We start from the raw sequence: 26,028 nt of genomic DNA, 5'->3' as shown, positions 1-26,028 counted from the left end.
GGCTTACGTCGGGTCGAGGCCGTGGCTGCGGAGCCACGGCAGCGGGTCGATCGCCGAACCGCCGCCGGGTCGTACCTCGAAGTGGAGGTGCGGCCCGGTGGAGTTTCCGGAGTTCCCCGAGTACGCGATGACGTCGCCGGCCTTCACCGAACCGGAACGGATCTTGGTGCTGGAGAGGTGGCAGTACCAGGTCTCGGTACCGTCGGCGCCCGTCACTATGGCCATGTTGCCGTAGGCGTTGTTCCACTGGGTGCGGATCGTGCCGTCGATCGCGGACGACACCGGGGTGCCGTACGAGACGGGGAAGTCGATGCCGGTGTGGACGGACATCCAGTTGACGCCGGCCTGGCCGAAATAGGCGCTGAGGCCCTTCTGCTTCACCGGGAGGAGGTACTTGGGGCGGGCGGCCTCCTTCGCCGCCGCCTCCTTCTCCGCCTTGTCCTTCGCGGCGGCCTGACGCTCCTTGAGGTCGAGGCGCTCCTGGGTGCGGCTGGCGCGGTCCGCGAAGTCGTCGGCCTCGTGACTGAGGTTGGCGAGCTGAGTGTCGACCTTGGTGTTGGCGGCGACGGACTGCACGGACGAGGGGTCGGCCGCGGCCTGCGTCGTCGTGCTGTCGTCGGAGGAGGCCGAGCCGAGCCCGGTGACGGAGGCGGCGGCGATCCCGGCGACGCCCATCACACAGGCGGAGGGCACGGCGACCCTGATCAGTGCCGAGCGCTTCGCGGGGGTACGGCGCCGGCCCCGGCTGCCGCCGCCGGAAGAGCGGCGGGGGGAAGGGGTCATGGGTGTGGAGGCGTCGGGGGCCACGGCGAACTCCGCGGGCTCGGGGGCCTCGGCGGAGGGGGCTTCGGGCTCGGACTCCGCGCATGCGGGCTCTGCGAATTCGGGCTCTGCGAATTCGGGCGCCGCGTACGCGGTGAACTCCGCGAACTCGGTGGCGCTGAACTGGCCGGTCTCCGCGGTGACATCCGGCTGCGCGGGGGCTGCGCCGGTGTCGTTCCAGGCGGTGGCGTCGTACACACCCGTGTCGTAGCCGTACTGCTGCTGGGCGCCGGTGTCCCACTGGGTGGTGTCGTACTGCCCGGTCTGGTTCCAGGCCGATGCGTCCCACTGCCCTGTGGTGTCGTAGCTGTCGTACGCGACGGCCTGGGCGGGGACCTGGGTCTGCGTCTGCCACTGGCCGGTGGTGTCGTAGCCGTACTGCTGCTGGGCGCCGGTGTCCCACTGGGTGGTGTCGTACTGCCCGGTCTGCGACGTGTCGTACGCCGCCGTGCCGGGGAGACTGCCGAAGAGGGGGTCGGTCTCGTAACTGCCCGTGGAATAGGCGTCATATCCGACGTACCCGGCGTGGGTTTGCTGGTCGTTCACCAACGTCTCTCTCGCCTAGGCAGCAGGACCTTGCGTCGCATGAGTCTGTAGGTAACTCACAGGAAAGCAGTGGCGCGACTGTACCCGGCAGTATGCGGCGACGACAATCTTCGGCAGGTTCCGGGCCGTCGGGAAACGGGCATTCGGCCGCCTTTCGGCGGTCTTTGGGCAGAGCTTTGGCCCGGCGTTCGATGCGCGTTCGGATTTTTGGGGTCCTCGGGCGGGGTCCCGGGCGGTTCTCAGGCCACCGAAACCGACCCTGTCGCGCCGACCTCCGTCTCCGTCACGTCCAGCGCCTGGCGGATGCCGGCGGCGACCGCCGGGTGGACGGGCAGCGCGAGATGCCCGATACCGCTGACCCGGACGTTCTGCGCGATCAGGTCGGGGTGCTCCACGCAGGCCGATTCGACGGGCGCCATCAGATGGTCGAGATCGCTCCAGAAGCTGACGAAACGGGTGCGGCAGCCGCTCGCCGGCCTGCGCAGCTCCTCGATCACCGAGGAGCCGGGGAGTATCTGGCGCACGATCGGGTGCGCGCTCATGAGCAGGGCGATGTGGGTGCCCGCGTGCGGGGTGCCGAGGGTGACCAGGGTGCGCACGTGTGCGTCGCCGCCGAGGCGCTGTACGTAGTAGCGGGCGATCAGGCCGCCCAGGCTGTGCCCGACGATGTCGACCTGCTGGTGTCCCGTGCGGGCGCAGATCTCCTCCACATGGCGGCCGAGCAGCTCGGCGGCGGCGCGGATGTCGCAGGTCAGCGGCGAGTAGTTGAGCGACTCGAGGTGGCGCCAGCCGTGCCGGGCCAGGGAGCGGCGCAGCAGGACGAAGACGGAGCGGTTGTCCACGAAGCCGTGGAGCAGTACGACGGGCGGCCGGTCGGGGGCCGAGATCGCGAGCTGCGCCGCTTCGTCGGCGGCGTGCTCGGTGTCGTCCCGGCGCTCGGTGGCGATCCCGGCGGGATAGAGGAGCAGATGCCCGGCGAGGATCGCGAGCTCCAGGGCGGTGGATCTCAGCAGGGCCGAGGAGAAACGCATCCGGCGCAGCAGACACTGCGGAAGGAGAAAGAAGGGCATGACCCGCATGGGCCGACCTCCCTAACGGCACGCGCGGGGACGCCTCTGTCCCCCGTGTGCCCTCATGGGAAGCCGTACGACGTACGACGGAACGAAGATGTCGGCCGTCGCACCACCGTGCCGCGCGGCTGACGGCGCGGTGGTGCGACGACCTCGTCTGCGGCTCCCCGATACATGTCCCAGGTGTGATTTCCCCCTCCCCGACCACCGTGAAACGGCGGGTTGCGGGATGCTGTCGATAACGTTCGTTCACTTCGTGTGCATGGAGGCAGTGATGGGTGTCGAGGGTCCGATCCGCGTGGTGGTCGCCAAGCCGGGGCTCGACGGCCACGATCGCGGGGCCAAGGTCATCGCGCGGGCGCTGCGCGACGCCGGTATGGAGGTCATCTACACGGGGCTCCACCAGACTCCCGAGCAGATCGTGGACACGGCGATCCAGGAGGACGCGGACGCCATCGGCCTCTCCATCCTCTCCGGCGCCCACAACACGCTCTTCGCCAAGGTGATCGAGCTCCTGAAGGACCGGGACGCGGAGGACATCAAGGTGTTCGGCGGCGGCATCATCCCCGAGGCGGACATCGCGCCGCTCAAGGAGAAGGGCGTCGCGGAGATCTTCACGCCCGGCGCGACGACCGCCTCCATCGTCGACTGGGTCCACGCCAACGTCCGCCAGCCGGCGGGCGCCTAGCCCCTCCGGAGCTTGAGGAGCGGGGGTGCGGGGGCCGAGCCCCCAAGTCACCCCGGCCCCGCCAGCTCCGTGAGCATCGCCGCGCGCAGCCGCAGCGTGGACACGAGGCGCTGGAAGGCCTCCGACCAGTAGCCCCCGGCCCCCGGCGACGCGCCCTCCGCCTCGTCGGGCAGCGCGGCCAGCACCTCGAAGCGGCTCGCCTCGTCGGGGTCCATGCAGCGCTCCGCCAGGCCCATCACCCCGCTGAAGCTCCAGGGGTAGCTTCCCGCGTCCCGGGCGATCTCCAGGGAGTCCACCACCGCCCGCCCGAGTGGACCCGACCACGGCACCGCGCAGACCCCCAGCAGCTGGAACGCCTCGGACAGGCCGTGGGCCGCGATGAACTCGGCCACCCAGGTGGCCCGTTCGTCCTCAGGGAGCGTGGCGAGGAGCTTGGCCCGCTCGGCGAGCGATGCCGTGCCAGGGCCGCCGAGCAGGGCCCGCGCCCACGAGGCGTCCCGCTGCCGCACCGCGGCCCGGCACCAGGCCGCGTGCAGTTCCTCGCCCCAGTCGTCCGCCACCGCGAGCCCGGTGATCTGCTCAGGTGTCCGGCCACCGAACCGGCCCGACCAGACCGACAGCGGGGCGGATTCCACCAACTGCCCCAGCCACCAAGACCGTTCACCCCGGCCCGACGGTGGCACCGGCGCCACGCCGTCGCGCTGCATCGCCGCGTCGCACTCGTGCGGCGCCTCCACCACGATCCCCGCGTCGCCTCCCGTGCGGTCCGGGCTGACGCAGGTCGCCGCCCGCACCGCCATCCGCCCGGCCAGCGCGGATCCGGGCAGCGCGGAGAGCAGTTCGGCCGCCGTGGAGCGGACGTTGCGGCTGCGGTCGGAGAGCGCCTGCTCCAGGAACGGCTCGTCCGCGTCCGAGAGACCCGTGCGGAGCGAGTCCAGGAACATCAGCCGGTCCTCGGCCCGCTCCGTGGACCAGGTGGCGGCCAGCAGTGCGCGCCCGGCCTCCGGTGCGGCCGCTCTCACGGAGACGAGAAGGGCGACCCGTTCCGCGAACAGCCCTTCTTCCCAGAGGTGTTGTACGGCGACGCCGTCCGTGGGCGGCGGAAGCGCGGCCCCACCCCCTGACGACACCGCACCCCGCAGGGCGAACTTCCACTCCGGATTGAGCCCGGCCAGCCACAGTCCCCGTGGCCCGGCGAAGGCCAGAGCCTGTGGGCGCAGATCCGTACGCGCTCTGGCCGCGTCCAGGAGTGCGGGCAGCAGCGAGGCAGGCGACCGGTAGCCGTGCAGGCCTGCGGCGGCGAGCCACTGCGGCAGCAGCTCGGTCAGATCGGGGGTCGTGCCGCGGCGCCCGCCCGACCCGGACGGTCCGCTGCGGTCGGCGAGCAACTGGGCGAGGCGCCGCCGTGCGGGTGCGGGCAACGCGGGCCGCGGGTCGTGCGCCGCGGGTTCGGGAGGTGCGCTGGCAGGCGCAGGGCGCAGGCCCGCCCGGCGTCGTACGGTCTGCAGGGCCGCGGCGTCGAGCAGCGAGGTGACACCGTCGGGTGCGGGTCTGCGGTCGGTGCCGAGCAGCGCCGATGTGACCAGATCTTCCCAGGTCGATGTGGCAGTGGTCGTGGTCATGCAACCCCCTTCAGGTCAGTGGGACCGCGTCGGTCCCGTCCGGCGCCCAGGCCGTGAGCGGTGTGAAACCCCGGTGCCCGCACTCGCCGAAGACGGTGACGGGGCCGCCCCCGGACAGAGCGACAAGCGTCCACAGTCCGGGGCGGGACAGCGCGTCGGGCGCGATGGGCAGCGCCAACCGACCGTCGCTGTCGGCCAGTTGCCAGCTGTCCCCGGAAGGGACGGGTATGACCTCAGCCAGCGTCACCGGCCAGGACTCCGCCCACGGGTCGTCCCGCAGCACCCGTCCGTACGCGGCGACGGCATCGGCGGCCCGCACCCCGGCCGGCGGACCGTCCGCCCCGCCCGCCACACCGCTGTGTTCTTCCGGGGGGCAACCCCCGGACCCCCGGCCGGAAAAGCGCTCGCCCAGCGCCGCCCGCAGCTGCCCGGCCCCCGGATACGCAGTCAGTTCGGCGTCCAGCTCCAGGCCGACCGGCAGGGCCACCCCGGGGGCCCGGCCCGCCGCACCGAAGTCCAGGACCAGTGCCGTGCGCCCCGACTCCCGCCCGTGGAGCCATATCCGGCGGGTGGTGAGCCTGCCGTCCGAGCTGTCGTACTGGGCGAGGACCAGCCAGCGGTCCCTGACCGCAGCCCCCTCGGCGGCGACCGGCACCCCCACTCTCGTACGCACCGTGGCGGCCAGCGGCTCCGGCAGCTGCTCGCGACCCAGCCAGGCCCGGTCGAGGAGATGCAGCATCGCGCACTCCTCGAGCAGCCGCACCGGCCACCCGGCCCCGGAGGCGGGTATCGCCCCCAACTCCCTGACGCGCCCTGCCAGTCCGGGCGCCTGGGCGTCGACCATCCGGGCCGCCGTCTCCTCCCAGAGTCCGTACCCCGCCTGCTCGGCGGCGGCGAGCCCGCCCCGCAGCAGGTCATCGAGGCGCTGCTCCAGCTCCACGGCTCCCGCGGTCACCCGCTCCGCCCGCCGCTCGGCCCTGCGTCTCGCCGCCTCCGGATCGGCGGTGGCAGTGGCCGTATCCGGTGCTGCCTGCGCCTCTTCGGCCTTCTTCCTCCGCCCCTCCAGCCACTCGCCGGCCCACTCCGGCGGCGCCTGCACCTCCTGCACCGCCTCCTCGTCGGACGCCCAGAGCAGCAGCAGCCCCAGCGCGTGCTTGCACGGGAACTTCCGGCTCGGGCAGCTGCACTTGTACGCCACCCCGGCCGTGTCCACGACGGTCCGGTACGGCGTGCTCCCGCTCCCCTTGCACTCTCCCCACACGGCCCCCCGGCCGTCCCCGCCGCCACACCCCGTCTCCGACCACGGCCCGGCCGAACCGAGCCTGCTTCCCGCCTTGCGTGACGCGGCATCAGGAGCCAGTGCCAGCACCTGATCCGCAGTCCAGCGCACCCCCTGCTGATTCATGGTGGGAACGCTACGGGCCGCCACTGACAATCGACCGTCGCCGCAGGTCAGAGCGATTGTCAGTGGCATGGTGCACGGTTGGTGTCGTAGCCGGTTCAGTGATCTGGAGGGGGATCCACCGTGACCGATTCCGAAGTTCTGCGGGCACACGCCGAGGACGCTTTCGCCCATGAGATCAAGGCACTTGCCGCAGCGGACGACCGGCCGCGTCCGGCCCGCTGGCAGCTCTCGCCGTGGGCCGTGGCCACCTATCTGCTCGGCGGCACGCTCCCCGACGGGACGGTGATCACGCCGAAGTACGTCGGCCCGCGCCGCATCGTCGAGGTCGCCGTCACCACACTCGCCACCGACCGTGCGCTGCTGCTGCTCGGCGTGCCGGGCACCGCGAAGACCTGGGTCTCCGAACACCTCGCGGCCGCCGTCAGCGGCGATTCGACCCTGCTGGTGCAGGGCACGGCCGGCACACCCGAGGAAGCCATCCGATACGGCTGGAACTATGCCCAGTTGCTCACCAACGGACCCAGCCGCGACGCGCTCGTCCCCAGCCCCGTCATGCGGGCCATGTCCGAGGGGATGACGGCCCGCGTCGAGGAGCTGACCCGCATCCCGGCCGACGTACAGGACACGCTCATCACGATCCTGTCCGAGAAGACTCTGCCCATCCCCGAGTTGGGGCAGGAGGTGCAGGCCGTCCGCGGCTTCAACCTCATCGCCACCGCCAACGACCGCGACCGCGGCGTCAACGAACTCTCCAGCGCGCTGCGCCGCCGGTTCAACACGGTGGTCCTGCCGCTGCCCGCCTCCGCCGAGGACGAGGTGGACATCGTGTCCCGCCGCGTCGACCAGATGGGGCGCTCGCTGGAACTCCCCGCGGCACCCGAGGGGTTGGAGGAGATCCGCCGGGTCGTCACCGTCTTCCGCGAGCTGCGCAGCGGGATCACCGCCGACGGGCGCACGAAGCTGAAGTCCCCGTCAGGGACACTCTCCACGGCCGAGGCGATCTCCGTCGTCACCAACGGCCTCGCCCTGGCGGCCCACTTCGGGGACGGGGTGCTGCGCCCCGCCGATGTGGCCGCAGGGCTCCTCGGCGCGGTCGTACGGGACCCGGCGGCCGACCGGGTGATCTGGCAGGAGTATCTGGAAACCGTGGTCAGGGAACGGGACGGCTGGAAGGACTTCTACCGCGCCTGCCGGGAGGTGTCGGTATGACGCTGCTCCTCGGCGTCCGCCACCACGGCCCGGGGTCGGCTCGCGCGGTGCGGGACGCGCTCGATGCCGCGGTCCCTGCGGCCGTGCTCATCGAGGGGCCGCCCGAGGGCGATGCGCTCCTTGCGCTCGCGGCGGACGAGGAGATGCGGCCGCCGGTGGCACTGCTCGCCCACATCACGGACGACCCGGGCAAGGCGGCGTTCTGGCCGATGGCCGAGTTCTCACCGGAGTGGGTCGCGATCCGCTGGGCACTGGCGCGCGAGGTGGAGGTGCGGTTCATCGACCTCCCGGCGGCGAACTCGCTGGCGGTGGATGAGGAGAAAGAAGAGGAAGAGAAGGAAGAAGAGAAAGAAGAAGGGGAGGAGGGGGAGGCCGGGTCGGTCCGTATCGACCCGATCGGGGTTCTCGCGGAGGCCGCCGGATATGACGACCCCGAGCGCTGGTGGGAGGACGTCGTCGAGCACCGGGGCACCGGCGGCGGCGATGCACTGGCGCCCTTCGAAGCGCTCGCCGAGGCGATGGCGGCGCTCCGGGAGACGTACGGCGACGGCGGGCATGCGCGCGATCTCCTCCGGGAGGCGTACATGCGGATCCAACTCCGCACCGCGGTGAAGGAGTTCGGCGAGGACCGCGTCGCGGTGGTCTGCGGGGCCTGGCATGTGCCCGCGCTCGCCGCCCGGACCACCCTGGCCGCCGACCGCGCCCTGCTCAAGGGGCTGCCCAGGGTCAGGACCGAACTGACCTGGGTGCCCTGGACGCACCGCAGGCTCGCCCGCCGCAGCGGCTATGGCGCGGGCATCGACTCCCCGGGCTGGTACGGACACCTCTTCGCCGCCCCCGACCGGCCTGTCGAGCGCTGGATGACCAAGGTCGCCGGACTGTTGAGGGAGGAGGACCGGATCGTTTCCTCCGCCCACGTCATCGAGGCGGTCCGGCTCGCGGAGACCCTGGCCGCGATGCGCGGGCGCCCGCTCGCCGGTCTCGGCGAGACGACCGACGCGATCCGGGCGGTGATGTGCGAAGGCTCCGATGTCCCCCTCGCACTCGTACAGGACCGGCTTGTCGTCGGTGATGTGCTCGGCGAGGTTCCCGACGCGGCCCCCGCCGTGCCGCTGCAGCGCGATCTGACCCGGACGCAGCGCACGCTGCGGCTCAAGGCCGAGGCCGCGACGCGGGAGCTGGAGCTCGATCTGCGCAAGGAGACCGACGCCGCCCGCTCCCGGCTTCTGCACCGGCTGCGGCTGCTCGGCATCGGCTGGGGCGAGCCGGCGAGCGGGCGGGGGAGCACGGGGACGTTCCGGGAGAGCTGGCGGCTCCGCTGGGAGCCTGAGCTTTCCGTACGCGTCGCCGAGGCCGGGGTGTGGGGGACCACCGTGCTGTCCGCCGCGACGGCGAAGGCGGAGTCCCGGGCGGTCTCGGCGACCGTGCTCGCCGAGGTCACCGCACTGGCCGAACAATGCCTCCTGGCCGAACTGCCCGATGCCCTCCCTGTGGTGATGCAGGCGCTCGCCGACCGGGCCGCGCTCGACGCGGACGTGGGACACCTCGCCCAGGCGCTGCCCGCACTGGCCCGCTCGCTCCGGTACGGCGATGTGCGTGCCACGGACACCGCTGCCCTGGCGAAGGTCGCCGTGGGACTCGCGATGCGGATCTGCGTGGGCCTGCCGCCGGCCTGCACGGGCCTGGACGCGGACGGCGCCGACCAGATGCGCGGCCATCTGGACGGAGTCCAGACCGCGATAGGCCTGCTCGTGGACGGTTCGGACAACTCCGCGGGCCTGCGCGGGCGTTGGTCGCAGACGCTGCTCGGGCTCACCGCGAGGGACTCCGTCCCCGGGGTGCTGCGCGGCCGGGCGGCCCGGCTGCTGCTCGACGACGGGCGGCTCGCCGAGGACGAGGCGGCCCGGCTCATGGGGCTCGCCCTCTCGCCCGGCACACCGCCCGTGGACGCGGCCGCGTGGATCGAGGGGTTCGTCGGCGGCGCCTCGGGCGGCGGGATGCTCCTGGTCCACGACGAGCGGCTGATGGGTCTGGTGGACGCCTGGCTGACCGGGGTGCCGGGGGATGCGTTCACGGACGTACTCCCGCTGCTGCGGCGGACGTTCGCCGCGTACGAGCCGGGCGTGCGGCGGACCCTCGGCGAGCTGGTCAGGCGGGGTCCCGCAGCGGAGGGGCAGCCGCGCCCGGCCGAGTCGGGGGCGCCGGGATTCGGGACGGGGATCGACGAGGAGCGCGCGGACGCGGTGGAGCCGGTGGTACGGCTGCTGCTGGGAATGGGGGAGAGATGAGCGGGACGACGGACGAGCGGTTGCGGCGCTGGCGCATGGTGCTGGGCGGCGGGGCGGCCGACGGCACCGGGTGCGAACTCGCGGGCAGAGACGCCGCGATGGACGGAGCCCTGGGGGCGCTCTACGGCAACGGCAAGGGCAAGGGGGGCCGCAGCAGCGGGCGGTCGGCCGGACTCGGCGCCTCCGCGCCGTCCGTCGCACGCTGGCTCGGGGACATCCGTACGTACTTCCCCAGCTCCGTCGTCCAGGTCATGCAGCGCGACGCGATTGAGCGGCTGGGCATCTCCGCGCTGCTCCTGGAGCCGGAGATGCTGGAGGCGGTCGAGGCGGACGTCCATCTCGTCGGCACCCTGCTCTCCCTCAACAAGGCCATGCCGGAGACCACCAAGGAGACGGCCCGCATGGTCGTCCGCAAAGTCGTCGACGACATCGAGAAGCGCCTCGCCACCCGGACGAAGGCGACGCTGACCGGGGCACTGGACCGTTCGGCGAGGATCAGCAGGCCCCGGCACCGGGACATCGACTGGGACCGCACGATCCGCGCCAACCTGAAGAACTACCTCCCCGAGCAGCGGACCATCGTCCCCGAGCGGCTCATCGGCTACGGACGGGCCTCGCAGTCGGTGAAGAAGGACGTCGTCCTCTGCATCGACCAGTCGGGATCGATGGCCGCATCGGTCGTCTACGCATCCGTGTTCGGCGCGGTCCTCGCCTCCATGCGCTCCATCTCGACGCGCCTCGTGGTCTTCGATACGGCCGTCGTCGACCTGACCGACCAGCTCGACGATCCGGTCGACGTCCTCTTCGGTACGCAGCTCGGCGGCGGCACCGACATCAACAGGGCGCTCGCCTACTGCCAGTCGCAGATCACCCGCCCCGCCGACACGGTGGTGGTGCTGATCAGCGACCTCTACGAGGGCGGGATCCGGGACGAGATGCTCAAGCGCGTCGCGGCGATGAAGGCCTCGGGCGTGCAGTTCGTGGCGCTGCTCGCGCTCTCGGACGAAGGAGCTCCGGCCTACGACCGCGATCACGCGGCGGCCCTGGCCGCGCTGGGCGCTCCGGCGTTCGCGTGTACGCCCGATCTGTTCCCGGAGGTCATGGCTGCGGCGATCGAGAAGAGGGCGCTTCCCATACCGGACATGGCGGCGCATCAGTAACAGAGGACTTGCGTAACCCCCGGAGTGTCGTGCAAGCATCGGTGCGTTGCCCGCGGAGGGCTTCGTTCCGCCATCCCCCGGAAGGCCCCCTCGGATCTTGACTGCCGTAGTCGTTCTGCCCGTTGCAGCATCACGCGCCGTGCGCGTGATGCTGTTCCTGGGCGGGCTGCTGGCGCTGGGGTTCTTCTTCGGCGGCCAGGCCCATGCGGCCGAGCCGGTGGTGCCCAAGCTGCCCGGGGTGAGTGATGCCCAGCCGGTGCGCCAAGTGCGGGAGCTGGCAGCACCGGTCACCGACACGGTGGAGCAAGTGGCAAGCCCTGTGCGGAAGCTGGCAGCCAAGGTCGGCACCGCTCTTCCCGTACGGCAGACGAAGCCGCCGGTCCTCGTGCCGGTGACGCCGGAGCCGCAGCAGGCGAGTCCGAAGCAGTCGGGGCCGCAGCACATCGGCACCGCGTCCAAGCCCCGTGTTCCTGCGGCGGAACACGCCGCACCGCGCACGGCAGCCGCGCACCGGGTCGCGTACCGGCAGACGCAGGCCGCAGCGCCCCCGCACCAAGGGCAGGTGCGTCCTCCCGTACGACAGCAGCCCGTCGACCCGTGCGGTGTCGACGGCAAGTGGTCGGCGGAGGGGCATACGCCGCGCACCGGCGAGCCGCACGCCGTCCCCGCCGCAGGCTCGACGCGTTTCGTTCTCGCGCGCGGCGCCGGGCGCCCGGCCACCGACGAACCGGTCCGTGACCGACCGCACGACATCCTCGAATTCCCCGGCTAGGGCTGACCGTTCCCCCGTCCCGACCTGTCGCGCGGGGGCGGAACAGGTCTGCCCGCCGTCCGGGACTCCCCGGACCGGCTCTGCCGAATTCGAAGGAACCGAAGCACGCCATGAACAAGAACTTCCGCCGTTCCATAGCTGTCGCCGCCACCGTCTCCGGAGTGTGGGGCGTGGGCGCGGCAGCGTCCGCGAGCGCTGCCGAACTGCCCGTCGCCGTACCGCACACCGCCCTCGACAAGGTCGTGGACGGCGCGGACGCCCAGGGCACGGCCGCCAAGGTCACGGACCAGATTCCCGCGGCCCCGACCTCCCGGACACCGCAGCTTTCTCGGACCCCGCAGACCCCCGAGCTCCCCTCGGCCCACGCCGACGAGATCGACTACCTCTTCGGCCCCCTGGACCAGATCCCCGGCTACGCGCAGACCGCAGCCCAGGACACCGTCCGGAACACCGCGGGACCGGCCGTCTCCCAGACCGCCGACTCCGTCCTGCCGCCCATCGCGGGGACCGCCGTCGACGGCGTCGTCCCGGTCGTCGGCAACGCCGTCGCCGACGTCGGCACCCTCGCCCAGGGCGTGACCACCCAGGTCGGCCCCTTCGCACAGGGCGTCGTCTCCGGAGTCGTCCGGGACGCGCAGCCGACGGTCGCGCACGCCGCGACCGGCGCTTCGGCGACTGTGGCTTCGGTCACGCCGGCCGCCGTGAAGGATGCCGTTCCCACGCACTCCGCGTACGGCCTGTGATGGACCGCAGGGCTTAGCAGCCCTGCTCGCCGGGCGGTCCCCGAGCCCCAGGGGACCGCCCGGTTTCAGGGCACCCTCTGTGACCGTAATCACCGCCCTGGAGTGATCTGTGATTTAGGGACCTACGTCCTGCGGGGATAACCTGCGAGACGGACATGCCGCGTACCGGACACCGTGTACGCCTCCCTTGTGACAGTGCAGTCACGTTGCCTTCGCGGCACGCCCACGCAGATTTAAAACCGCGATCACCAAGGACGGAACGCGCGTGGACCTGTTCGAGTACCAGGCGAGGGACCTCTTCGCCAAGCACGGTGTACCGGTGCTGGCCGGTGAAGTCATTGACACGCCTGAGGCAGCCCGCGAGGCGACCGAGCGTCTTGGCGGCAAGTCCGTCGTCAAGGCCCAGGTGAAGGTCGGTGGCCGAGGCAAGGCCGGCGGCGTCAAGCTCGCCGCCGACGCCGACGAAGCCGTGGCCCGTGCCACGGACATCCTCGGAATGGACATCAAGGGCCACACGGTCCACAAGGTGATGATCGCCGAGCTGTCCCCCGAGATCGAGGCCGAGTACTACGTCTCGTACCTCCTCGACCGCACCAACCGCACCTTCCTGGCCATGGCCTCGGTGCAGGGCGGCATGGACATCGAGGAGGTCGCGGAGAAGACCCCCGAGGCCCTCGCGAAGGTCCCGGTCAACGCCGTCGACGGTGTGGACATCGTCAAGGCCCGCGAGATCGTCGCCCTGGCGAAGTTCCCGGCCGACGTGGCCGAGGGTGTCGCCGAGGCGATGGTGACCCTGTGGGACACCTTCGTCGCCGAGGACGCGCTCCTCGTCGAGGTCAACCCGCTGGTGAAGACCAAGGACGGCCGCATCCTGGCGCTCGACGGAAAGGTGTCTCTCGACGAGAACGCCGACTTCCGTCAGGCCGACCACGAGGCGCTCGAGGACAAGGACGCAGCCAACCCGCTCGAGGCTGCCGCCAAGGCCAAGGGCCTCAACTACGTCAAGCTCGAGGGCGAGGTCGGCATCATCGGTAACGGTGCCGGTCTGGTCATGTCGACCCTGGACGTCGTCGCGTACGCCGGTGAGAACCACGGCGGCGTGAAGCCGGCCAACTTCCTCGACATCGGTGGCGGCGCCTCCGCCGAGGTCATGGCCAACGGTCTCGAGATCATCCTCGGCGACCCGGACGTCAAGTCCGTCTTCGTGAACGTCTTCGGCGGCATCACCGCCTGTGACGAGGTCGCGAACGGCATCGTCCAGGCCCTCGAACTGCTCGCCTCCAAGGGCGAGAAGGTCGAGAAGCCGCTGGTCGTGCGTCTCGACGGCAACAACGCGGAGCTGGGTCGCAAGATCCTGTCCGACGCCAACCACCCGCTGGTACAGCGCGTGGACACCATGGACGGCGCGGCCGACAAGGCCGCCGAGCTCGCGGCTGCGAAGTAAGGGACGAGGTCAGAACACCATGGCTATCTTCCTGACCAAGGAATCCAAGGTCATCGTCCAGGGCATGACCGGTGCCACGGGCATGAAGCACACCAAGCTCATGCTGGCGGACGGCACCAACATCGTCGGTGGCGTGAACCCCCGCAAGGCCGGCACGTCCGTCGACTTCGACGGCACCGATGTCCCGGTCTTCGGCTCCGTCGCCGAGGCGATGGAGAAGACGGGCGCCAACGTCTCCGTCCTCTTCGTGCCCCCGGCCTTCTCCAAGGCCGCGGTCATCGAGGCGATCGACGCCGAGATCCCCCTCGCCGTGATCATCACCGAGGGCATCGCCGTCCACGACTCCGCCGCCTTCTGGGCGTACGCGCAGTCCAAGGGCAACAAGACCCGCCTCATCGGCCCGAACTGCCCCGGTCTCATCACCCCGGGCCAGTCCAACGCCGGCATCATCCCGGGCGACATCACGAAGCCGGGCCGCATCGGCCTGGTCTCGAAGTCCGGCACGCTGACGTACCAGATGATGTACGAGCTCCGTGACCTCGGCTTCTCCTCGGCCGTCGGCATCGGTGGCGACCCCATCATCGGCACCACGCACATCGACGCCCTCGCGGCGTTCGAGGCGGACCCCGACACCGACCTGATCGTGATGATCGGCGAGATCGGCGGCGACGCCGAAGAGCGTGCGGCGGACTTCATCTCGAAGAACGTCACCAAGCCGGTCGTCGGTTACGTCGCGGGCTTCACCGCCCCCGAGGGCAAGACCATGGGCCACGCAGGCGCCATCGTCTCCGGTTCGTCCGGCACCGCCCAGGCGAAGAAGGAGGCCCTTGAGGCCGCCGGCGTCAAGGTCGGCAAGACGCCGACCGAGACGGCCAAGCTGGCGCGTGAGATCTTGAACGCCGCCTAGTTTCAAGGCAGTTACGACGCGGGCCCGTACCCCTGGTTTCCAGGGGTACGGGCCCGCGTCGCGTTCGGTGCGTCTTCGGTGCGTCAGCGCGTGTCCGGGACGAGGTGCCCCGGCCCGTTCGCCGGTTCCTCGCGCAGCTTCTGATGGACCTTCTGGTCCGCCTTGCTGAGCCGCTCGGGCCCGCCGTGGGGGACCGGGACCCCCGTGACGTACGCCCCGGTGGGTGTCGGCTTCACGTACGACGTCGGCGCGGTCGCCAGCGTGAAGATGGTCGCGCAGGTGATCGCGGCGACGAACCCGATCGCCGCCCGCGTCCAGAACCGGGTCCTGCGCTCGCTTCCCGTCCGCGCGGTGCGGGCGGCCGGCAGCTTGGTGGCCGGGTCCGCCTCGGTCAGCGCGGCGAGCCGCTCCCGCAGATCCGCGTCCTCGTCCAGCTCCGGCAGTCGCTCGGCCAGGGCGGCGCGCGCGTGCAGCAGCCGGTTGGCGGCGGCCCCGGTGGAGGCCTCCGTCTCGGCCGCTGTGTCCGCGACGCCGAGCCCGACGCCGTCGCAGAGCAGCAGGGTGCGGCGGTAGACCGGGGGCAGCCCGAGCAGCGCGTCGAAGAGCGCGCGCCGCTCCGGGTCGGCGGGGGCCTGGTCGGGGTGGCGGGCGGCGCGACGCGGCCGGTGCCAGGGGGACATCGCGTACTCGTACGCCGCCGCCCGCACCCAGCCCTCCGGGTCCCGGTCGGTCGCGACCTCGGGCCAGCGTTGCCAGGCGAGGTGGAAGGCGTGCGCGACGGAGTCCTCGGCGAGCCCCATACGCCCGCTGAACAGGTATGTCTGGCGTACGAGGGAGGGGGCGGTCCGGGTGTAGAGCGCGTCGAAGGCCTCGGCTGGCGTGCGGGCCACCGGTCCTGCCGGGGCCTCAGGGGCCTCGGGGGCGCCGTCCGCGGCCGGTGGCTCCTGCACTGCGGCGGTCTGCGCCGCGCCCTGCTTCCGGTCCTGCGCTGCGGCCTCGGCCTCGGCCCTGGCCTGGGGCTCGGGGTCCGGTGTCTCCGCCGCTGCGGAGACCTGCACGGCGTGCCGGGCAGGCTGGGCGGGTCGGGCAGGCTGGGCGGCCGCTGCGGCCATGACACGCGCCACCGCGGTCTGGTGAGCGTGACGCGACGGGCTCGTCTCGGGCGGCTTGGCGGCCCGCTTGGCCGCAGGCCTGGGACGAGTGTGCTGCGACAGGGACTGATGGGGGCGGGCGGGCGCGGGCGCGGGAGCTGCCTCGGGCGCCGGCGCCACGGCCGTGACCTCGGCCTTTGTCTCGGCCGTCGTCTCGGCTGCCTCAGGCTGCAGCAGCTTCGCGTACTGCTCCAGCCTGCGGCCGCGCGGCGTGGTCCGGCCGGTCTCCCAGGACCGTACGGTCGCCCGGGTGACGCCTACGGCCGTCGCGACCTGCTCCTCGGTCAGGGATTTCGCCTCGCGCAGCCTGCGCCGCTCCTTGGGGGAGGGCAGTTCGGTCATGAGCGACTCTCCGTGATCGAACGGCGGACAGAAAAGTACATAAACGTATATTGAGTGACACGACGGCTCTTTGCCTGTTGCGCCGCGAATGTGTCCGTCATTGGGAGCATGGCTCCGTGACCCAAGTGACCGATCGCAGCCCGTTGTTGCCGCCGTCCGTCCCCGTGCGGAGTCGCCAGGCCGCCGCGCTTGTCGACTGCGCTCTGCGCGGGGCCGTCGCCGCGGGGGTCGGGCTCGGCTCGCTCGCCGTCCTGGTGATGGTGGAGTGGATCAGTTCCCCGTTCCCCGACAGCGGCCCTGACGGGGCCCTGCACGTCGCCGCAGGCCTCTGGCTGCTGGCCCACGGCACCGAGCTGACCAGGCCCGACACCCTCTCCGGGGTGCCGGCGCCGGTCGGTGTCGTACCGATGCTGCTGTCGGTGGGACCGATCTGGCTGCTGTACCGGGCCGCGCGCGACTGCCTCGATCAGGAGGACGGCCGCCCCGTGGCGTCCGTGCGGGGTGCCTTCTGGGCGGTGGCCGGTGGATATCTGCTGGTCGCGGGCGTGGTCGCGCTGTACGACCTCGGGGGGCCGCTGGCCGCGGGGCCGCTCAGCGCCGCGCTCCATCTCTCGGTGGTCGTCGCGGGGACGGTCGGGCTCGGGGTGTGGACGGCGGCCGGGCGGCCGCAGGGGCCGCTGCCCGAGTGGGTTCCCGACGACGTCTGGGACGCGGTGCGGGCGGCGGCCGCCGGGATCGCCGTTCTCGTGGGCGGGGGCGCACTCCTCGTCGGGGGCGCGCTGGTCTGGCACGCGGGGGCCGCGCAGCGCGCGTTTCCGCAGCTCACAGGGGTGTGGTCGGGCCGGTTCGCGGTGCTGCTGCTGGCGCTGGCTCTCGTACCGAACGCGGCGGTGTGGGCGGCGTCCTACGCACTGGGCCCCGGCTTCGCGCTCGGGGCAGGGGCGACGGTGTCCCCCCTGGCGGTGACCGCGAATCCCACGCTGCCGCACTTCCCGTTGCTCGCCGCGGTCCCGGCGGAGGGGCGCGGGTCCTGGCTCGGCTGGGCGGTGGCGCTCGTTCCGGTGGCGGCCGGGGTGCTGGTGGGCCGGCTGTCCGTACGTACGGAACACGACCGGGGCCTGCGCGAAACGGCGTCCGTGGCCGCGCTGGCGGCCGCCGGATGCGCGCTGGGCACGGCGCTGCTCGCAGCGCTGGCGGGCGGGCCGCTCGGGACGGGGAGCCTGGCGGAGTTCGGCCCGGTGTGGTGGCGCACGGGTGCGGCGGCGCTGGTGTGGACGGCGGGCGTGGGGGTGCCGCTGGCGCTGGGGACGCGGTGGTGGCGCTTCCGGCGGGGGCTGGAGGACGACGCAGCCGTGGGCGAGGGCGAGGGCGAGGGCGAGGGCGAGGAGCGTGAGCGCAGGTGGGCGGCGCTCAAGGAGGCGTCGGGGGGCCTGATGGCACTGTTCCCGCCGCACGCGCCGCATGAACCGGTGGCTGATGCCGGCGCGGACCTGGAGTCGCCCGCGGACCTGGCCGCGGACCCGGCCCCCACTCCGGATTCGGTCCCCGCTCCGGACCCGGCGAAGGACGGGATTCCGGACCAGGCTCCGACCGCTGACGCCGTGCGGGCTCAGGACCCGTCAGCGAACCCGCCCGCCGAGATCCCGGTTGCGGACGCGGCCGAGGGCTCGGATTCCCGTACGGATCCCGAGCTGGACACCCCCTAGGACTGGGTGCCGAAGAAGTCCACCAGGGACTTGGGCAGCTCGCTGTTGCAGGCGATCTTGCCCGACTGCGTGAGGGCGTCGTCGACGCAGGTGTAGTAGTCGCGGTAGACGATCTGCACGGTGAAGGTCGCGGCGATGATCGCCAGTGCGAGTCCCGCCGTCACCAGGCCGGTCACCGCCGCCGTGGTCTGCGGCTTGCTCGACGCCGCAGCGGGTGTGCCGGGTGCGGGCGCCGGCAGGGGCGTACCGTCCTCGCGCAGCTTCGGCTTCGGCTTCGCGCGCAGCGAACTGATGCCCCAGTACAGGGCCAGCGCGCCGAGCAGCAGTCCGAGCTGCCAGATCTGGAAAGCGCAGAAGAAGGCCCACATCCCGGCGAGCAGCGCATAACGTGCACGCCGCTGTGCCGGGTCGGTCGGGTCCCAGCGGAGGCCGGGCAGCGGACCGCCGGGGCCGCCAGGACCACCGGAACCGCCCTGGTCGGGGCGCTGGGGGCGGGGGCCGCCGCCGAAGCCGCCGTCCTGGCGGCCCGGCTGCTGGTTGCTCCACCGGCCGCCCCAGGGGGACGGCGGAGGGGCGTCTTCAGGACCGTTTTCGCCGTCGTCGCCGCCCTCGGGGCGGCGTGGGCGCCAAGGTTCTTCCGGCTGGTTCTCGGGCGGCGGCGCGAAGGGGTTCTTGTCGTCGGAGCCGTCCGGCGAAGGGGCAGATGAGGACGGTGAGCGGCGCTCCCGCGGCAGCAGCAGGCGGAGGCGTTCGGTCACGCTGTGGCGTCGGTCCTGCATCTGGTGAACGTGTTCCCCTCAGTCGGTTCCCGTCCGGGAGACGGTGCCTGCCCCAGACGCTACCTTCCGGCCGGGCCCCCGTCCCGTGGGGGCCGTCCGGTGTGCCGGTATCGTTGCCGACGGTCGGCGCGTTCGTAGGGTTCCCCGTATCGGGGCGTGCGATGCGTTCGTAGGACCGTACAAAGCCGCATTCCAGAAAGGGCCCCGTCGTGGCCGCTGCCCGTCTTGTCGTCCTGGTGTCCGGGTCAGGAACCAATCTGCAGGCCCTGCTCGACGCGATCGCCGCCGATCCCGAGGGGTACGGAGCCGAGGTCGTCGCCGTCGGAGCGGACCGCGAGAACATCGCCGGTCTGGAGCGCGCACGCGCCGCCGGGCTGCCCGTCTTCGTCTGCAAGGTGAAGGACCACCAGGAGCGGACGGACTGGGACCTGGCGCTGGCCGAGGCCACGGCCGCGTACGAGCCCGATCTGGTCGTCTCGGCCGGCTTCATGAAGATCGTGGGGAAGGAATTCCTCGCCCGGTTCGGGGGCCGGTTCATCAACACCCACCCCGCCCTGCTGCCCAGTTTCCCCGGGGCCCACGGCGTGCGCGACGCACTCGCGTACGGCGCGAAGGTCACCGGCTGCACCGTCCACTTCGTCGACGACGGCGTCGACACCGGCCCGATCATCGCGCAGGGCGTGGTCGCTGTCCGGTCTGAGGACTACGAAGACGAAGGTGCCGCTCTCCATGAGCGCATCAAGGAAGTCGAGCGTTCGCTGCTCGTCGAGGTCGTGGGGCGTCTGGCCCGTAACGGCTACCGCATTGAGGGACGAAAGGTTCATGTCGGTGAATAAGCCCATCCGTCGCGCGCTGATCAGTGTCTACGACAAGACGGGGCTCGAGGAGCTTGCCCAGGGGCTGCACGCGGCCGGTGTCACGCTCGTCTCGACCGGTTCGACCGCTGCGAAGATCGCCGCCGCGGGTGTGCCCGTCACCAAGGTCGAGGAGCTGACCGGCTTCCCCGAGTGCCTGGACGGACGCGTCAAGACGCTGCACCCCAAGGTCCACGCGGGCATCCTCGCCGACCTGCGCCTGGAGGACCACCAGCGGCAGCTGGCCGAGCTGGGCGTCGAGCCCTTCGAGCTGGTCGTGGTCAACCTCTACCCGTTCACGCAGACCGTCGCCTCGGGCGCGAGCGACGACGAGTGCGTCGAGCAGATCGACATCGGCGGCCCCTCGATGGTCCGCGCCGCCGCCAAGAACCACCCGTCGGTCGCGGTCGTCACCAGCCCGGCGCGGTACGCGGACGTGCTGTCCGCCGTGCAGGCCGGAGGCTTCGACCTGACCGCGCGCAAGCGGCTCGCGGCGGAGGCCTTCCAGCACACGGCGGCGTACGACGTCGCGGTCGCCAACTGGTTCGTGGACGGCTATGCGCCCGCCGACGACAGCGGCTTCCCGGAGTTCATCGGCTCCACGTACGAGCGCTCCAACGTGCTGCGGTACGGCGAGAACCCGCACCAGGGCGCCGCGCTGTACGTCTCCGGGACGGGCGGTCTCGCCCAGGCCGAGCAGCTGCACGGCAAGGAGATGTCGTACAACAACTTCACGGACACCGACGCCGCGCGCCGGGCCGCGTACGACCACGCCGAGCCCTGCGTCGCGATCATCAAGCACGCCAACCCGTGCGGGATCGCCATCGCCGACGACGTCGCCGAGGCGCACCGCAAGGCGCACGCCTGCGACCCGCTCTCCGCGTTCGGCGGCGTGATCGCCGTCAACCGCCCGGTCACGGTGGCCCTCGCCGAACAGGTCGCCGAGATCTTCACCGAGGTCATCGTGGCTCCGGCGTACGAAGACGGCGCGGTCGAGGTCCTGGCCCGCAAGAAGAACATCCGTGTGCTGCGCGCCCCCGAGGCGCCGTCCAGCGCCGTAGAGGTCAAGCAGATCGACGGCGGCGCCCTCCTCCAGGTCACCGACCGCCTCCAGGCGGACGGCGACGACCCGGCCAACTGGACGCTCGCGTCCGGCGAGGCGCTGTCCGCCGAGGAGCTCGCCGAGCTGGCGTTCTCCTGGAAGGCCTGCCGCGCGGTCAAGTCCAACGCGATCCTCCTCTCCAAGGATCGCGCCTCGGTCGGCGTCGGCATGGGGCAGGTCAACCGCGTCGACTCCGCGAAGCTGGCGGTGGAGCGGGCGGGCGAGGAGCGGGCGCGTGGCTCGTACGCCTCGTCGGACGCTTTCTTCCCGTTCCCCGACGGCTTCGAGATCCTGGCGAACGCCGGGGTCAAGGCCGTGGTGCAGCCGGGCGGTTCGGTCCGTGACGAGCTGGTCGTCGAGGCCGCGAAGAAGGCGGGCGTGACGATGTACTTCACCGGGACGCGGCACTTCTTCCACTGACCGGGACCACGAAAAGGCCGTAATCCCCGCCCGCCGGGCGGGGGTTACGGCCTTTTCGCGTACGGGTGCTCAGGTCACTGGGACTTGACGACCAGGGACCCCATGATCTTGTCGGCGAACGTCTGCTTCTTGGCGTCCCACGCCGGCCACAGCCAGCCGAGGTAGCAGGCGATGCTGTCCACGAAGTGGGCGAGGTTGCGGACGAAGGCCATGCCGAAGCCGAGCGGCTGGCCGTCGGCCTCGCGCAGCACGCGGATGCCGAGGGCCTTCTTGCCGATCCACGCGCCTTCGGTGCCCTCCTTGTAGATCTTGAAGAGGCCGAGACCGAAGCCGACGAGCATGCCGAGCACGGCGAGGGCGGAGCCCGCACCGCCGCCCATGGCGGCGCCGATGCCGATGAGGGCGGCGTACGGGACGGCGATGATCAGGCCGTCGATCAGCACCGCGCCGAAGCGGCTCCACCAGCCCGCGAACTGCGGAACGCCCTGGTAGCCGTAGCCCGGCTGACCCTGCGGGTAGCCGTAACCGGGCTGCTGCTGCGGGTAGCCGTAACCGGCCTGCGCCGCGTCCTGCTGCGGGTAGCCGTAGCCGGGCTGCTGGCCCGGCTGCTGCGGCTGCTGGCCGTAAGGGTTGTTCGGGTCGCCGAAGCTCATGGCTGACTTTCCTCCGTAGTTCATGGGGACGACGCGGTCCGAGCGGAGGAAATGCATGGAACTGAGCGGTTTCGCCCCCCGGTACTGCCCGCGACACACTGCGCCGATCATCGTTCTAAACGAGCCATAAGTTTGTCCAGTCGAATGCCCTATGAGTTGTGCAAGTGCAACTTGGGTGATCGCGCCGGGCCCTGGAAGAATGGCGCGCATGACAGCCCAGATTCTCGACGGCAAGGCCACGGCAGCCGCGATCAAGTCCGATCTCACCGTCCGCGTGGCGGCCCTCAAGGAGCAGGGCATCACCCCTGGTCTCGGCACGCTGTTGGTCGGTGACGACCCGGGCAGCCGCTGGTACGTCAACGGCAAGCACCGGGACTGCGCGGAGGTCGGCATCGGCTCGATCCAGCGCGAGCTCCCCGACACCGCGACGCAGGAGGAGATCGAGGCGGTCGTCACCGAGCTGAACGAGAACCCGGAATGCACCGGCTACATCGTTCAGCTCCCGCTGCCCAAGGGCATCGACACCAACCGCGTCCTCGAACTGATGGACCCGGCCAAGGACGCCGACGGCCTGCACCCGATGAGCCTCGGCAAGCTGGTGCTCGGCGTCGACGGGCCACTGCCCTGCACTCCGTACGGCATCATCCAGCTGCTCCGCCACCACGGCGTCGAGATCAACGGCGCGCATGTGGTCGTGGTCGGCCGCGGGATCACCGTCGGCCGCTCGATCGGGCTGCTGCTCACGCGCAAGTCCGAGAACGCCACCGTGACGCTCTGCCACACCGGCACCCGCGACCTCGCCTCGCTGCTCAAGCAGGCGGACATCGTCGTCGCCGCGGCCGGCGTCCCGCACCTGGTGAAGCCCGAGGACATCAAGCCGGGCGCGGCCGTGCTCGACGTCGGCGTCAGCCGCGACGAGAACGGCAAGATCGTCGGGGACGTCCACCCGGGCGTCGCCGACGTGGCCGGCTGGATCTCCCCGAACCCGGGCGGCGTCGGCCCGATGACGCGCGCACAGCTGCTGGTCAATGTCGTCGAGGCGGCCGAGCGCCATGACGGCTGAGGACGACGGGAAGCCGGAGGCCGTACGGACGGCCGAGGCGACCGAGGCAGCAGAGGCCTCCGAAGGCGCGGAGCCGGCGGAGACCCTGGTGGACGACGACGGCCTCCTTCGTACCGAGGACGACGAGATCGTCGCGACCCGGGAAGCCGTCAGCGCCCCCGGCCCCGATGGCGAGCCCGTGCGCGCCTCGCGCCGCTTCCCCGCCGTGACGACCGACACCGCGCGCCCGCAGGGCGGCGGCCGCGCGGCCGGTGCGGACGCTCCGGCGCCCGCCCGTCAGTGGCCGCTGCTGACCGTGCTCTCCATGACCGGGCTCGGGCTGCTGCTCGTCGCGTTCGACGTCACCCGCGTCGGGCTGCTGCTGATCGGCGTCGCGATGCTCACGGGTGCCGTGATGCGCTGGTGCCTGCCGTCGGTGGGCATGCTCGCGGTCCGCTCCCGGTTCACGGACATGGTCACGTACGCGATCCTCGGGCTGGCCATCGTGCTGCTCGCGCTGATGGCGCAGCCGAAGCCGTGGCTGACGATCCCGTTCCTGAACGACATCGTCCACTTCACGGTGCGCACCTAGAACTCCGGTACCGCGGTGGGCGGATGGCCCGTACTCCTTCTTGTGGAGTGCGGGCCTCCGTCGTACGGGGAGGCAGGGGCGGCCGGAGCGAAGAGGGGCGTGCGATATGAGTCCTGCCGACCTGAATGCCCCCGTGCGCTCCCGCCCGGGGAACTGACATCCTGGCTTTGTGCATCCCTTGGGGTAGCCAGAACGAGGGTTGCGCCGGGGGCGCATCAGTCGGACACGTACATACGCACACACGGGGGGACAAGGGGGAAGCAATGCCTCGTTGGAAGGCTCTGCCGGAGGAACTCGACCCGCAGGTACGGGAGTTTGCCAGCCAGCTGCGCAGGCTCGTCGACCGGAGCGGGCTGAGCATCGCTGCGGTGGCCGACCGGACCGGCTACAGCAAGACGTCGTGGGAGCGCTATCTGAACGGGCGGCTGCTCGCGCCGAAGGGCGCGATCGTCGCACTGGCCGAGGTGACCGGGACCAACCCGGTTCATCTGACCACCATGTGGGAGCTTGCGGAGCGGGCGTGGAGCCGTTCCGAGGCGCGGCACGACATGACCATGGAAGCCATACGGATCTCCCAGGCGCGCGCCGCCCTGGGGGAGTTCGGTTCCGCGCCGGTGGCTCCGGCGCGCACGAAGAACGGCAGCGCGCGCGCTCAGAGCGCCGTGCCCGAGGCGGCGCCCGCACCGATCGCCGACGCCCCGGTGGTGCCGGTCCAGAGCGGGCAGTTCGGGCCGCCGCCCGGCGGCATGACGCACCAGCCGCCACCACCGCAGCAGCCCCGCAACCGGCCACCGTCGCCCTCCGACCGGAACCCCACAGACCGGAACCCCGAGGGCCCCGGACGGCCAGGGCGCAAGAAGCTGACGATGTTCCTGGCCGGCGTGGTGGGTGCGCTCCTGGTGATAGCGGCCGCCGTGCTCCTGACCGACCTGGGCGGCAAGGGCGACGACTCCGGTGGCAAGAAGACCTCGCCGAGTCCGACCGTCTCGACGCACCCCAACCTGCCCGCCGGGGTGAAGTGCAGCGGCAAGGACTGCACCGGAAAGGACCCCGAAGCGATGGGCTGCGGAGGCGAACTGGCCAAGTCGCTGGCGAACGTCACCGTCGGCGGCACGCTCGTCGAGGTCCGGTACAGCAAGACGTGCGGGGCGGCGTGGGCGCGCATCAACCAGGCGGCCACGGGAGACATCGTGCAGGTCAGCGCGGCCGGAGCGGCCACGCAGAAGGGGACGGTGGCCGCCGATCCCGATGCGTACACACCGATGATCGCGGTGACCGACCCGGCTCAGGTGAAGGCTTGCGCGACGCTCAGGACCGGTGCGCAGGGCTGCACGAACAATTAGTGGTGGATCCGGGGGAATGGTCGGCGCAGGACGGGGCAGCTGACTTCTATCCCCCCACGGGTGCTCGCACCCGACGGTGGCCGTCCGCGCCTCACCCCCCCTTGGCGCGGGCGGCCTCCGTCTTTTGCGGTCCATTCCGCCGGGTGTGTGCCCCGTGCCACATGGGGTCGGGGCTTGAGCGTCCGCAGGGTCCGATAGCCTGATCGCTGGAAGTCTCTTCACATCAAGATTCAAGGATCAGGCTTCCCGTACCAGGGGCCGGGACCCCAACGCCAGCTGTCTTACGGAGATCGCCATGACCCGCACTCCCGTCAACGTCACTGTGACCGGCGCGGCCGGCCAGATCGGCTACGCGCTGCTCTTCCGCATCGCATCCGGTCACCTGCTCGGCTCGGATGTGCCGGTCAAGCTGCGACTCCTCGAGATCCCCCAGGGCCTGAAGGCCGCCGAGGGCACCGCCATGGAGCTCGACGACTGCGCCTTCCCGCTGCTCCAGGGCATCGAGATCACCGACGACCCGAACGTCGGCTTCGCCGGCGCCAACGTCGCCCTCCTCGTCGGCGCCCGCCCGCGTACCAAGGGCATGGAGCGCGGCGACCTGCTCGCCGCCAACGGCTCCATCTTCGGTCCGCAGGGCAAGGCCATCAACGACAACGCCGCGGACGACATCAAGGTCCTCGTCGTCGGCAACCCGGCCAACACCAACGCGCTCATCGCGCAGGCGTCGGCCCCGGACGTACCGGCCGAGCGCTTCACCGCGATGACCCGCCTGGACCACAACCGCGCGATCTCGCAGCTCTCGCAGAAGACCGGCGTGCCGGTCTCCGAGATCAAGCGCCTCACCATCTGGGGCAACCACTCGGCGACGCAGTACCCGGACATCTTCCACGCCGAGGTCGCCGGCAAGAACGCCGCCGAGGTCGTCAACGACGAGCAGTGGCTGGCCGACACCTTCATCCCGACCGTCGCCAAGCGCGGCGCCGCGATCATCGAGGCCCGTGGCGCGTCCTCGGCCGCCTCGGCCGCCAACGCCGCCATCGACCACGTGCACACCTGGGTCAACGGCACCGCGGACGGCGACTGGACCTCGATGGGCATCGTCTCGGACGGCTCCTACGGCGTCCCCGAGGGCATCATCTCCTCCTTCCCGGTCACCACGAAGGACGGAAAGTTCGAGATCGTCCAGGGCCTGGAGATCAACGACTTCTCCCGCGCGCGGATCGACGCGTCGGTGCAGGAGCTGGTCGAGGAGCGCGACGCGGTGCGCGAGCTCGGCCTGATCTGATCCGGCGTCGGCCGGTCCGTCGGACGGAGTCCGGCGCAGCTCGCCGATGCCCGTGAGGCCCCAGGGGCCGAGCGGTGCGAGGG

Annotated in this window: 22 protein-coding genes; 15 read left to right on the top strand and 7 right to left on the bottom strand. The window is 71.6% G+C overall.

Annotated features, from left to right (window positions below; translation table 11 throughout):
• Positions 1-3: 3 nt before the first annotated feature.
• Together AB0H78_RS11285 and AB0H78_RS11280 are read right to left on the bottom strand one after the other, a co-directional pair.
• Positions 4-1,368 (bottom strand): M23 family metallopeptidase, encoded by a 1,365-nt coding sequence (locus tag AB0H78_RS11285; RefSeq protein WP_363234016.1) that lies wholly within the window; start codon positions 1,366-1,368, stop codon positions 4-6.
• Positions 1,369-1,607: 239 nt separating this feature from the next.
• The gene (locus tag AB0H78_RS11280; RefSeq protein ID WP_363234015.1) at positions 1,608-2,447 is read right to left on the bottom strand and encodes an alpha/beta fold hydrolase; all 840 of its coding nucleotides are present in this window, start codon (positions 2,445-2,447) and stop codon (positions 1,608-1,610) included.
• Between the two features lie 265 nt (positions 2,448-2,712).
• On the opposite strand from AB0H78_RS11280, the gene AB0H78_RS11275 reads away from it, so the two are divergent.
• Positions 2,713-3,126: a cobalamin B12-binding domain-containing protein gene (locus tag AB0H78_RS11275; protein ID WP_363234014.1), complete on the top strand. Its 414-nt coding sequence runs from the start codon at positions 2,713-2,715 to the stop codon at positions 3,124-3,126.
• Positions 3,127-3,173: 47 nt separating this feature from the next.
• On the opposite strand, the gene AB0H78_RS11270 is transcribed toward AB0H78_RS11275, so the two are convergent.
• Together AB0H78_RS11270 and AB0H78_RS11265 are read right to left on the bottom strand one after the other, a co-directional pair.
• Positions 3,174-4,748, bottom strand: a complete 1,575-nt coding sequence (locus AB0H78_RS11270; RefSeq protein ID WP_363234013.1) for a DUF5691 domain-containing protein — start codon at positions 4,746-4,748, stop codon at positions 3,174-3,176.
• 10 nt (positions 4,749-4,758) lie between these two features.
• Positions 4,759-6,153 carry an SWIM zinc finger family protein gene (locus AB0H78_RS11265; RefSeq protein WP_363234012.1) on the bottom strand — a complete coding sequence of 465 codons (1,395 nt, stop codon included), beginning with the start codon at positions 6,151-6,153 and terminating at the stop codon, positions 4,759-4,761.
• 120 nt (positions 6,154-6,273) lie between these two features.
• Here AB0H78_RS11265 and AB0H78_RS11260 point away from each other — a divergent pair, with 120 nt between their 5' ends.
• The 7 genes from AB0H78_RS11260 (at position 6,274) to sucD (ending at position 14,676) form a co-directional block, all read left to right on the top strand.
• Positions 6,274-7,362, top strand: coding sequence for an AAA family ATPase (locus AB0H78_RS11260; protein WP_363234011.1), 1,089 nt, complete (start codon positions 6,274-6,276; stop codon positions 7,360-7,362).
• Positions 7,359-9,650, top strand: coding sequence for a DUF5682 family protein (locus AB0H78_RS11255; RefSeq protein ID WP_363234010.1), 2,292 nt, complete (start codon positions 7,359-7,361; stop codon positions 9,648-9,650). Before AB0H78_RS11260 ends, AB0H78_RS11255 begins: the two co-directional genes overlap by 4 nt.
• Positions 9,647-10,810 (top strand): VWA domain-containing protein, encoded by a 1,164-nt coding sequence (locus AB0H78_RS11250; protein WP_363234009.1) that lies wholly within the window; start codon positions 9,647-9,649, stop codon positions 10,808-10,810. Before AB0H78_RS11255 ends, AB0H78_RS11250 begins: the two co-directional genes overlap by 4 nt.
• A gap of 139 nt (positions 10,811-10,949) precedes the next feature.
• Complete coding sequence (locus AB0H78_RS11245; protein ID WP_363234008.1) at positions 10,950-11,582, top strand: hypothetical protein; 633 nt, start codon at positions 10,950-10,952, stop codon at positions 11,580-11,582.
• A 110-nt stretch (positions 11,583-11,692) separates the two neighbouring features.
• Positions 11,693-12,325, top strand: a complete 633-nt coding sequence (locus AB0H78_RS11240) for a hypothetical protein (protein ID WP_363234007.1) — start codon at positions 11,693-11,695, stop codon at positions 12,323-12,325.
• 265 nt (positions 12,326-12,590) lie between these two features.
• Positions 12,591-13,769 carry an ADP-forming succinate--CoA ligase subunit beta gene (gene sucC / locus AB0H78_RS11235; RefSeq protein WP_363234006.1) on the top strand — a complete coding sequence of 393 codons (1,179 nt, stop codon included), beginning with the start codon at positions 12,591-12,593 and terminating at the stop codon, positions 13,767-13,769.
• Between the two features lie 19 nt (positions 13,770-13,788).
• Positions 13,789-14,676, top strand: a complete 888-nt coding sequence (gene sucD / locus AB0H78_RS11230) for a succinate--CoA ligase subunit alpha (protein ID WP_363234005.1) — start codon at positions 13,789-13,791, stop codon at positions 14,674-14,676.
• An 83-nt stretch (positions 14,677-14,759) separates the two neighbouring features.
• Here sucD and AB0H78_RS11225 read toward each other — a convergent pair whose 3' ends face one another.
• Complete coding sequence (locus AB0H78_RS11225; protein ID WP_363234004.1) at positions 14,760-16,169, bottom strand: helix-turn-helix domain-containing protein; 1,410 nt, start codon at positions 16,167-16,169, stop codon at positions 14,760-14,762.
• Between the two features lie 125 nt (positions 16,170-16,294).
• Between AB0H78_RS11225 and AB0H78_RS11220 the strand changes: the two genes are divergently transcribed.
• Positions 16,295-17,875: a DUF6350 family protein gene (locus AB0H78_RS11220; RefSeq protein ID WP_363234003.1), complete on the top strand. Its 1,581-nt coding sequence runs from the start codon at positions 16,295-16,297 to the stop codon at positions 17,873-17,875.
• Here the strand turns inward: AB0H78_RS11220 and AB0H78_RS11215 are convergent.
• Positions 17,872-18,654 carry a hypothetical protein gene (locus AB0H78_RS11215; RefSeq protein WP_363234002.1) on the bottom strand — a complete coding sequence of 261 codons (783 nt, stop codon included), beginning with the start codon at positions 18,652-18,654 and terminating at the stop codon, positions 17,872-17,874. The two genes, AB0H78_RS11220 and AB0H78_RS11215, sit on opposite strands and share 4 nt — an antisense overlap.
• 209 nt (positions 18,655-18,863) lie before the next feature.
• On the opposite strand from AB0H78_RS11215, the gene purN reads away from it, so the two are divergent.
• Positions 18,864-19,490, top strand: coding sequence for a phosphoribosylglycinamide formyltransferase (purN, locus tag AB0H78_RS11210; RefSeq protein WP_363234001.1), 627 nt, complete (start codon positions 18,864-18,866; stop codon positions 19,488-19,490).
• A complete protein-coding gene (gene purH / locus AB0H78_RS11205; RefSeq protein ID WP_363234000.1) occupies positions 19,477-21,030 on the top strand; it encodes a bifunctional phosphoribosylaminoimidazolecarboxamide formyltransferase/IMP cyclohydrolase in 1,554 nt (517 codons plus the stop codon). The genes purN and purH overlap by 14 nt, the downstream gene beginning before the upstream one ends.
• Positions 21,031-21,104: 74 nt before the next feature.
• On the opposite strand, the gene AB0H78_RS11200 is transcribed toward purH, so the two are convergent.
• Complete coding sequence (locus AB0H78_RS11200) at positions 21,105-21,683, bottom strand: RDD family protein (RefSeq protein WP_363233999.1); 579 nt, start codon at positions 21,681-21,683, stop codon at positions 21,105-21,107.
• A 208-nt stretch (positions 21,684-21,891) separates the two neighbouring features.
• On the opposite strand from AB0H78_RS11200, the gene AB0H78_RS11195 reads away from it, so the two are divergent.
• The 4 genes from AB0H78_RS11195 to AB0H78_RS11180 all read left to right on the top strand — a co-directional run bounded on the left by AB0H78_RS11195 (position 21,892) and on the right by AB0H78_RS11180 (position 25,945).
• The gene (locus AB0H78_RS11195; RefSeq protein ID WP_363233998.1) at positions 21,892-22,746 is read left to right on the top strand and encodes a bifunctional methylenetetrahydrofolate dehydrogenase/methenyltetrahydrofolate cyclohydrolase; all 855 of its coding nucleotides are present in this window, start codon (positions 21,892-21,894) and stop codon (positions 22,744-22,746) included.
• Positions 22,736-23,317: a DUF3017 domain-containing protein gene (locus AB0H78_RS11190; RefSeq protein WP_363233997.1), complete on the top strand. Its 582-nt coding sequence runs from the start codon at positions 22,736-22,738 to the stop codon at positions 23,315-23,317. The genes AB0H78_RS11195 and AB0H78_RS11190 overlap by 11 nt, the downstream gene beginning before the upstream one ends.
• 263 nt (positions 23,318-23,580) lie before the next feature.
• The gene (locus AB0H78_RS11185) at positions 23,581-24,660 is read left to right on the top strand and encodes a DUF2690 domain-containing protein (protein WP_363233996.1); all 1,080 of its coding nucleotides are present in this window, start codon (positions 23,581-23,583) and stop codon (positions 24,658-24,660) included.
• A gap of 295 nt (positions 24,661-24,955) precedes the next feature.
• Positions 24,956-25,945 carry a malate dehydrogenase gene (locus AB0H78_RS11180; protein ID WP_363233995.1) on the top strand — a complete coding sequence of 330 codons (990 nt, stop codon included), beginning with the start codon at positions 24,956-24,958 and terminating at the stop codon, positions 25,943-25,945.
• Positions 25,946-26,028: the final 83 nt, after the last annotated feature.

The sequence above is a fragment of the Streptomyces sp. NPDC050738 genome (assembly GCF_040654175.1).
Lineage (GTDB): Bacteria > Actinomycetota > Actinomycetes > Streptomycetales > Streptomycetaceae > Streptomyces.
Note: the sequence above shows the minus strand (reverse complement) of the source record. Positions and strands in the feature narration are given on the sequence as shown.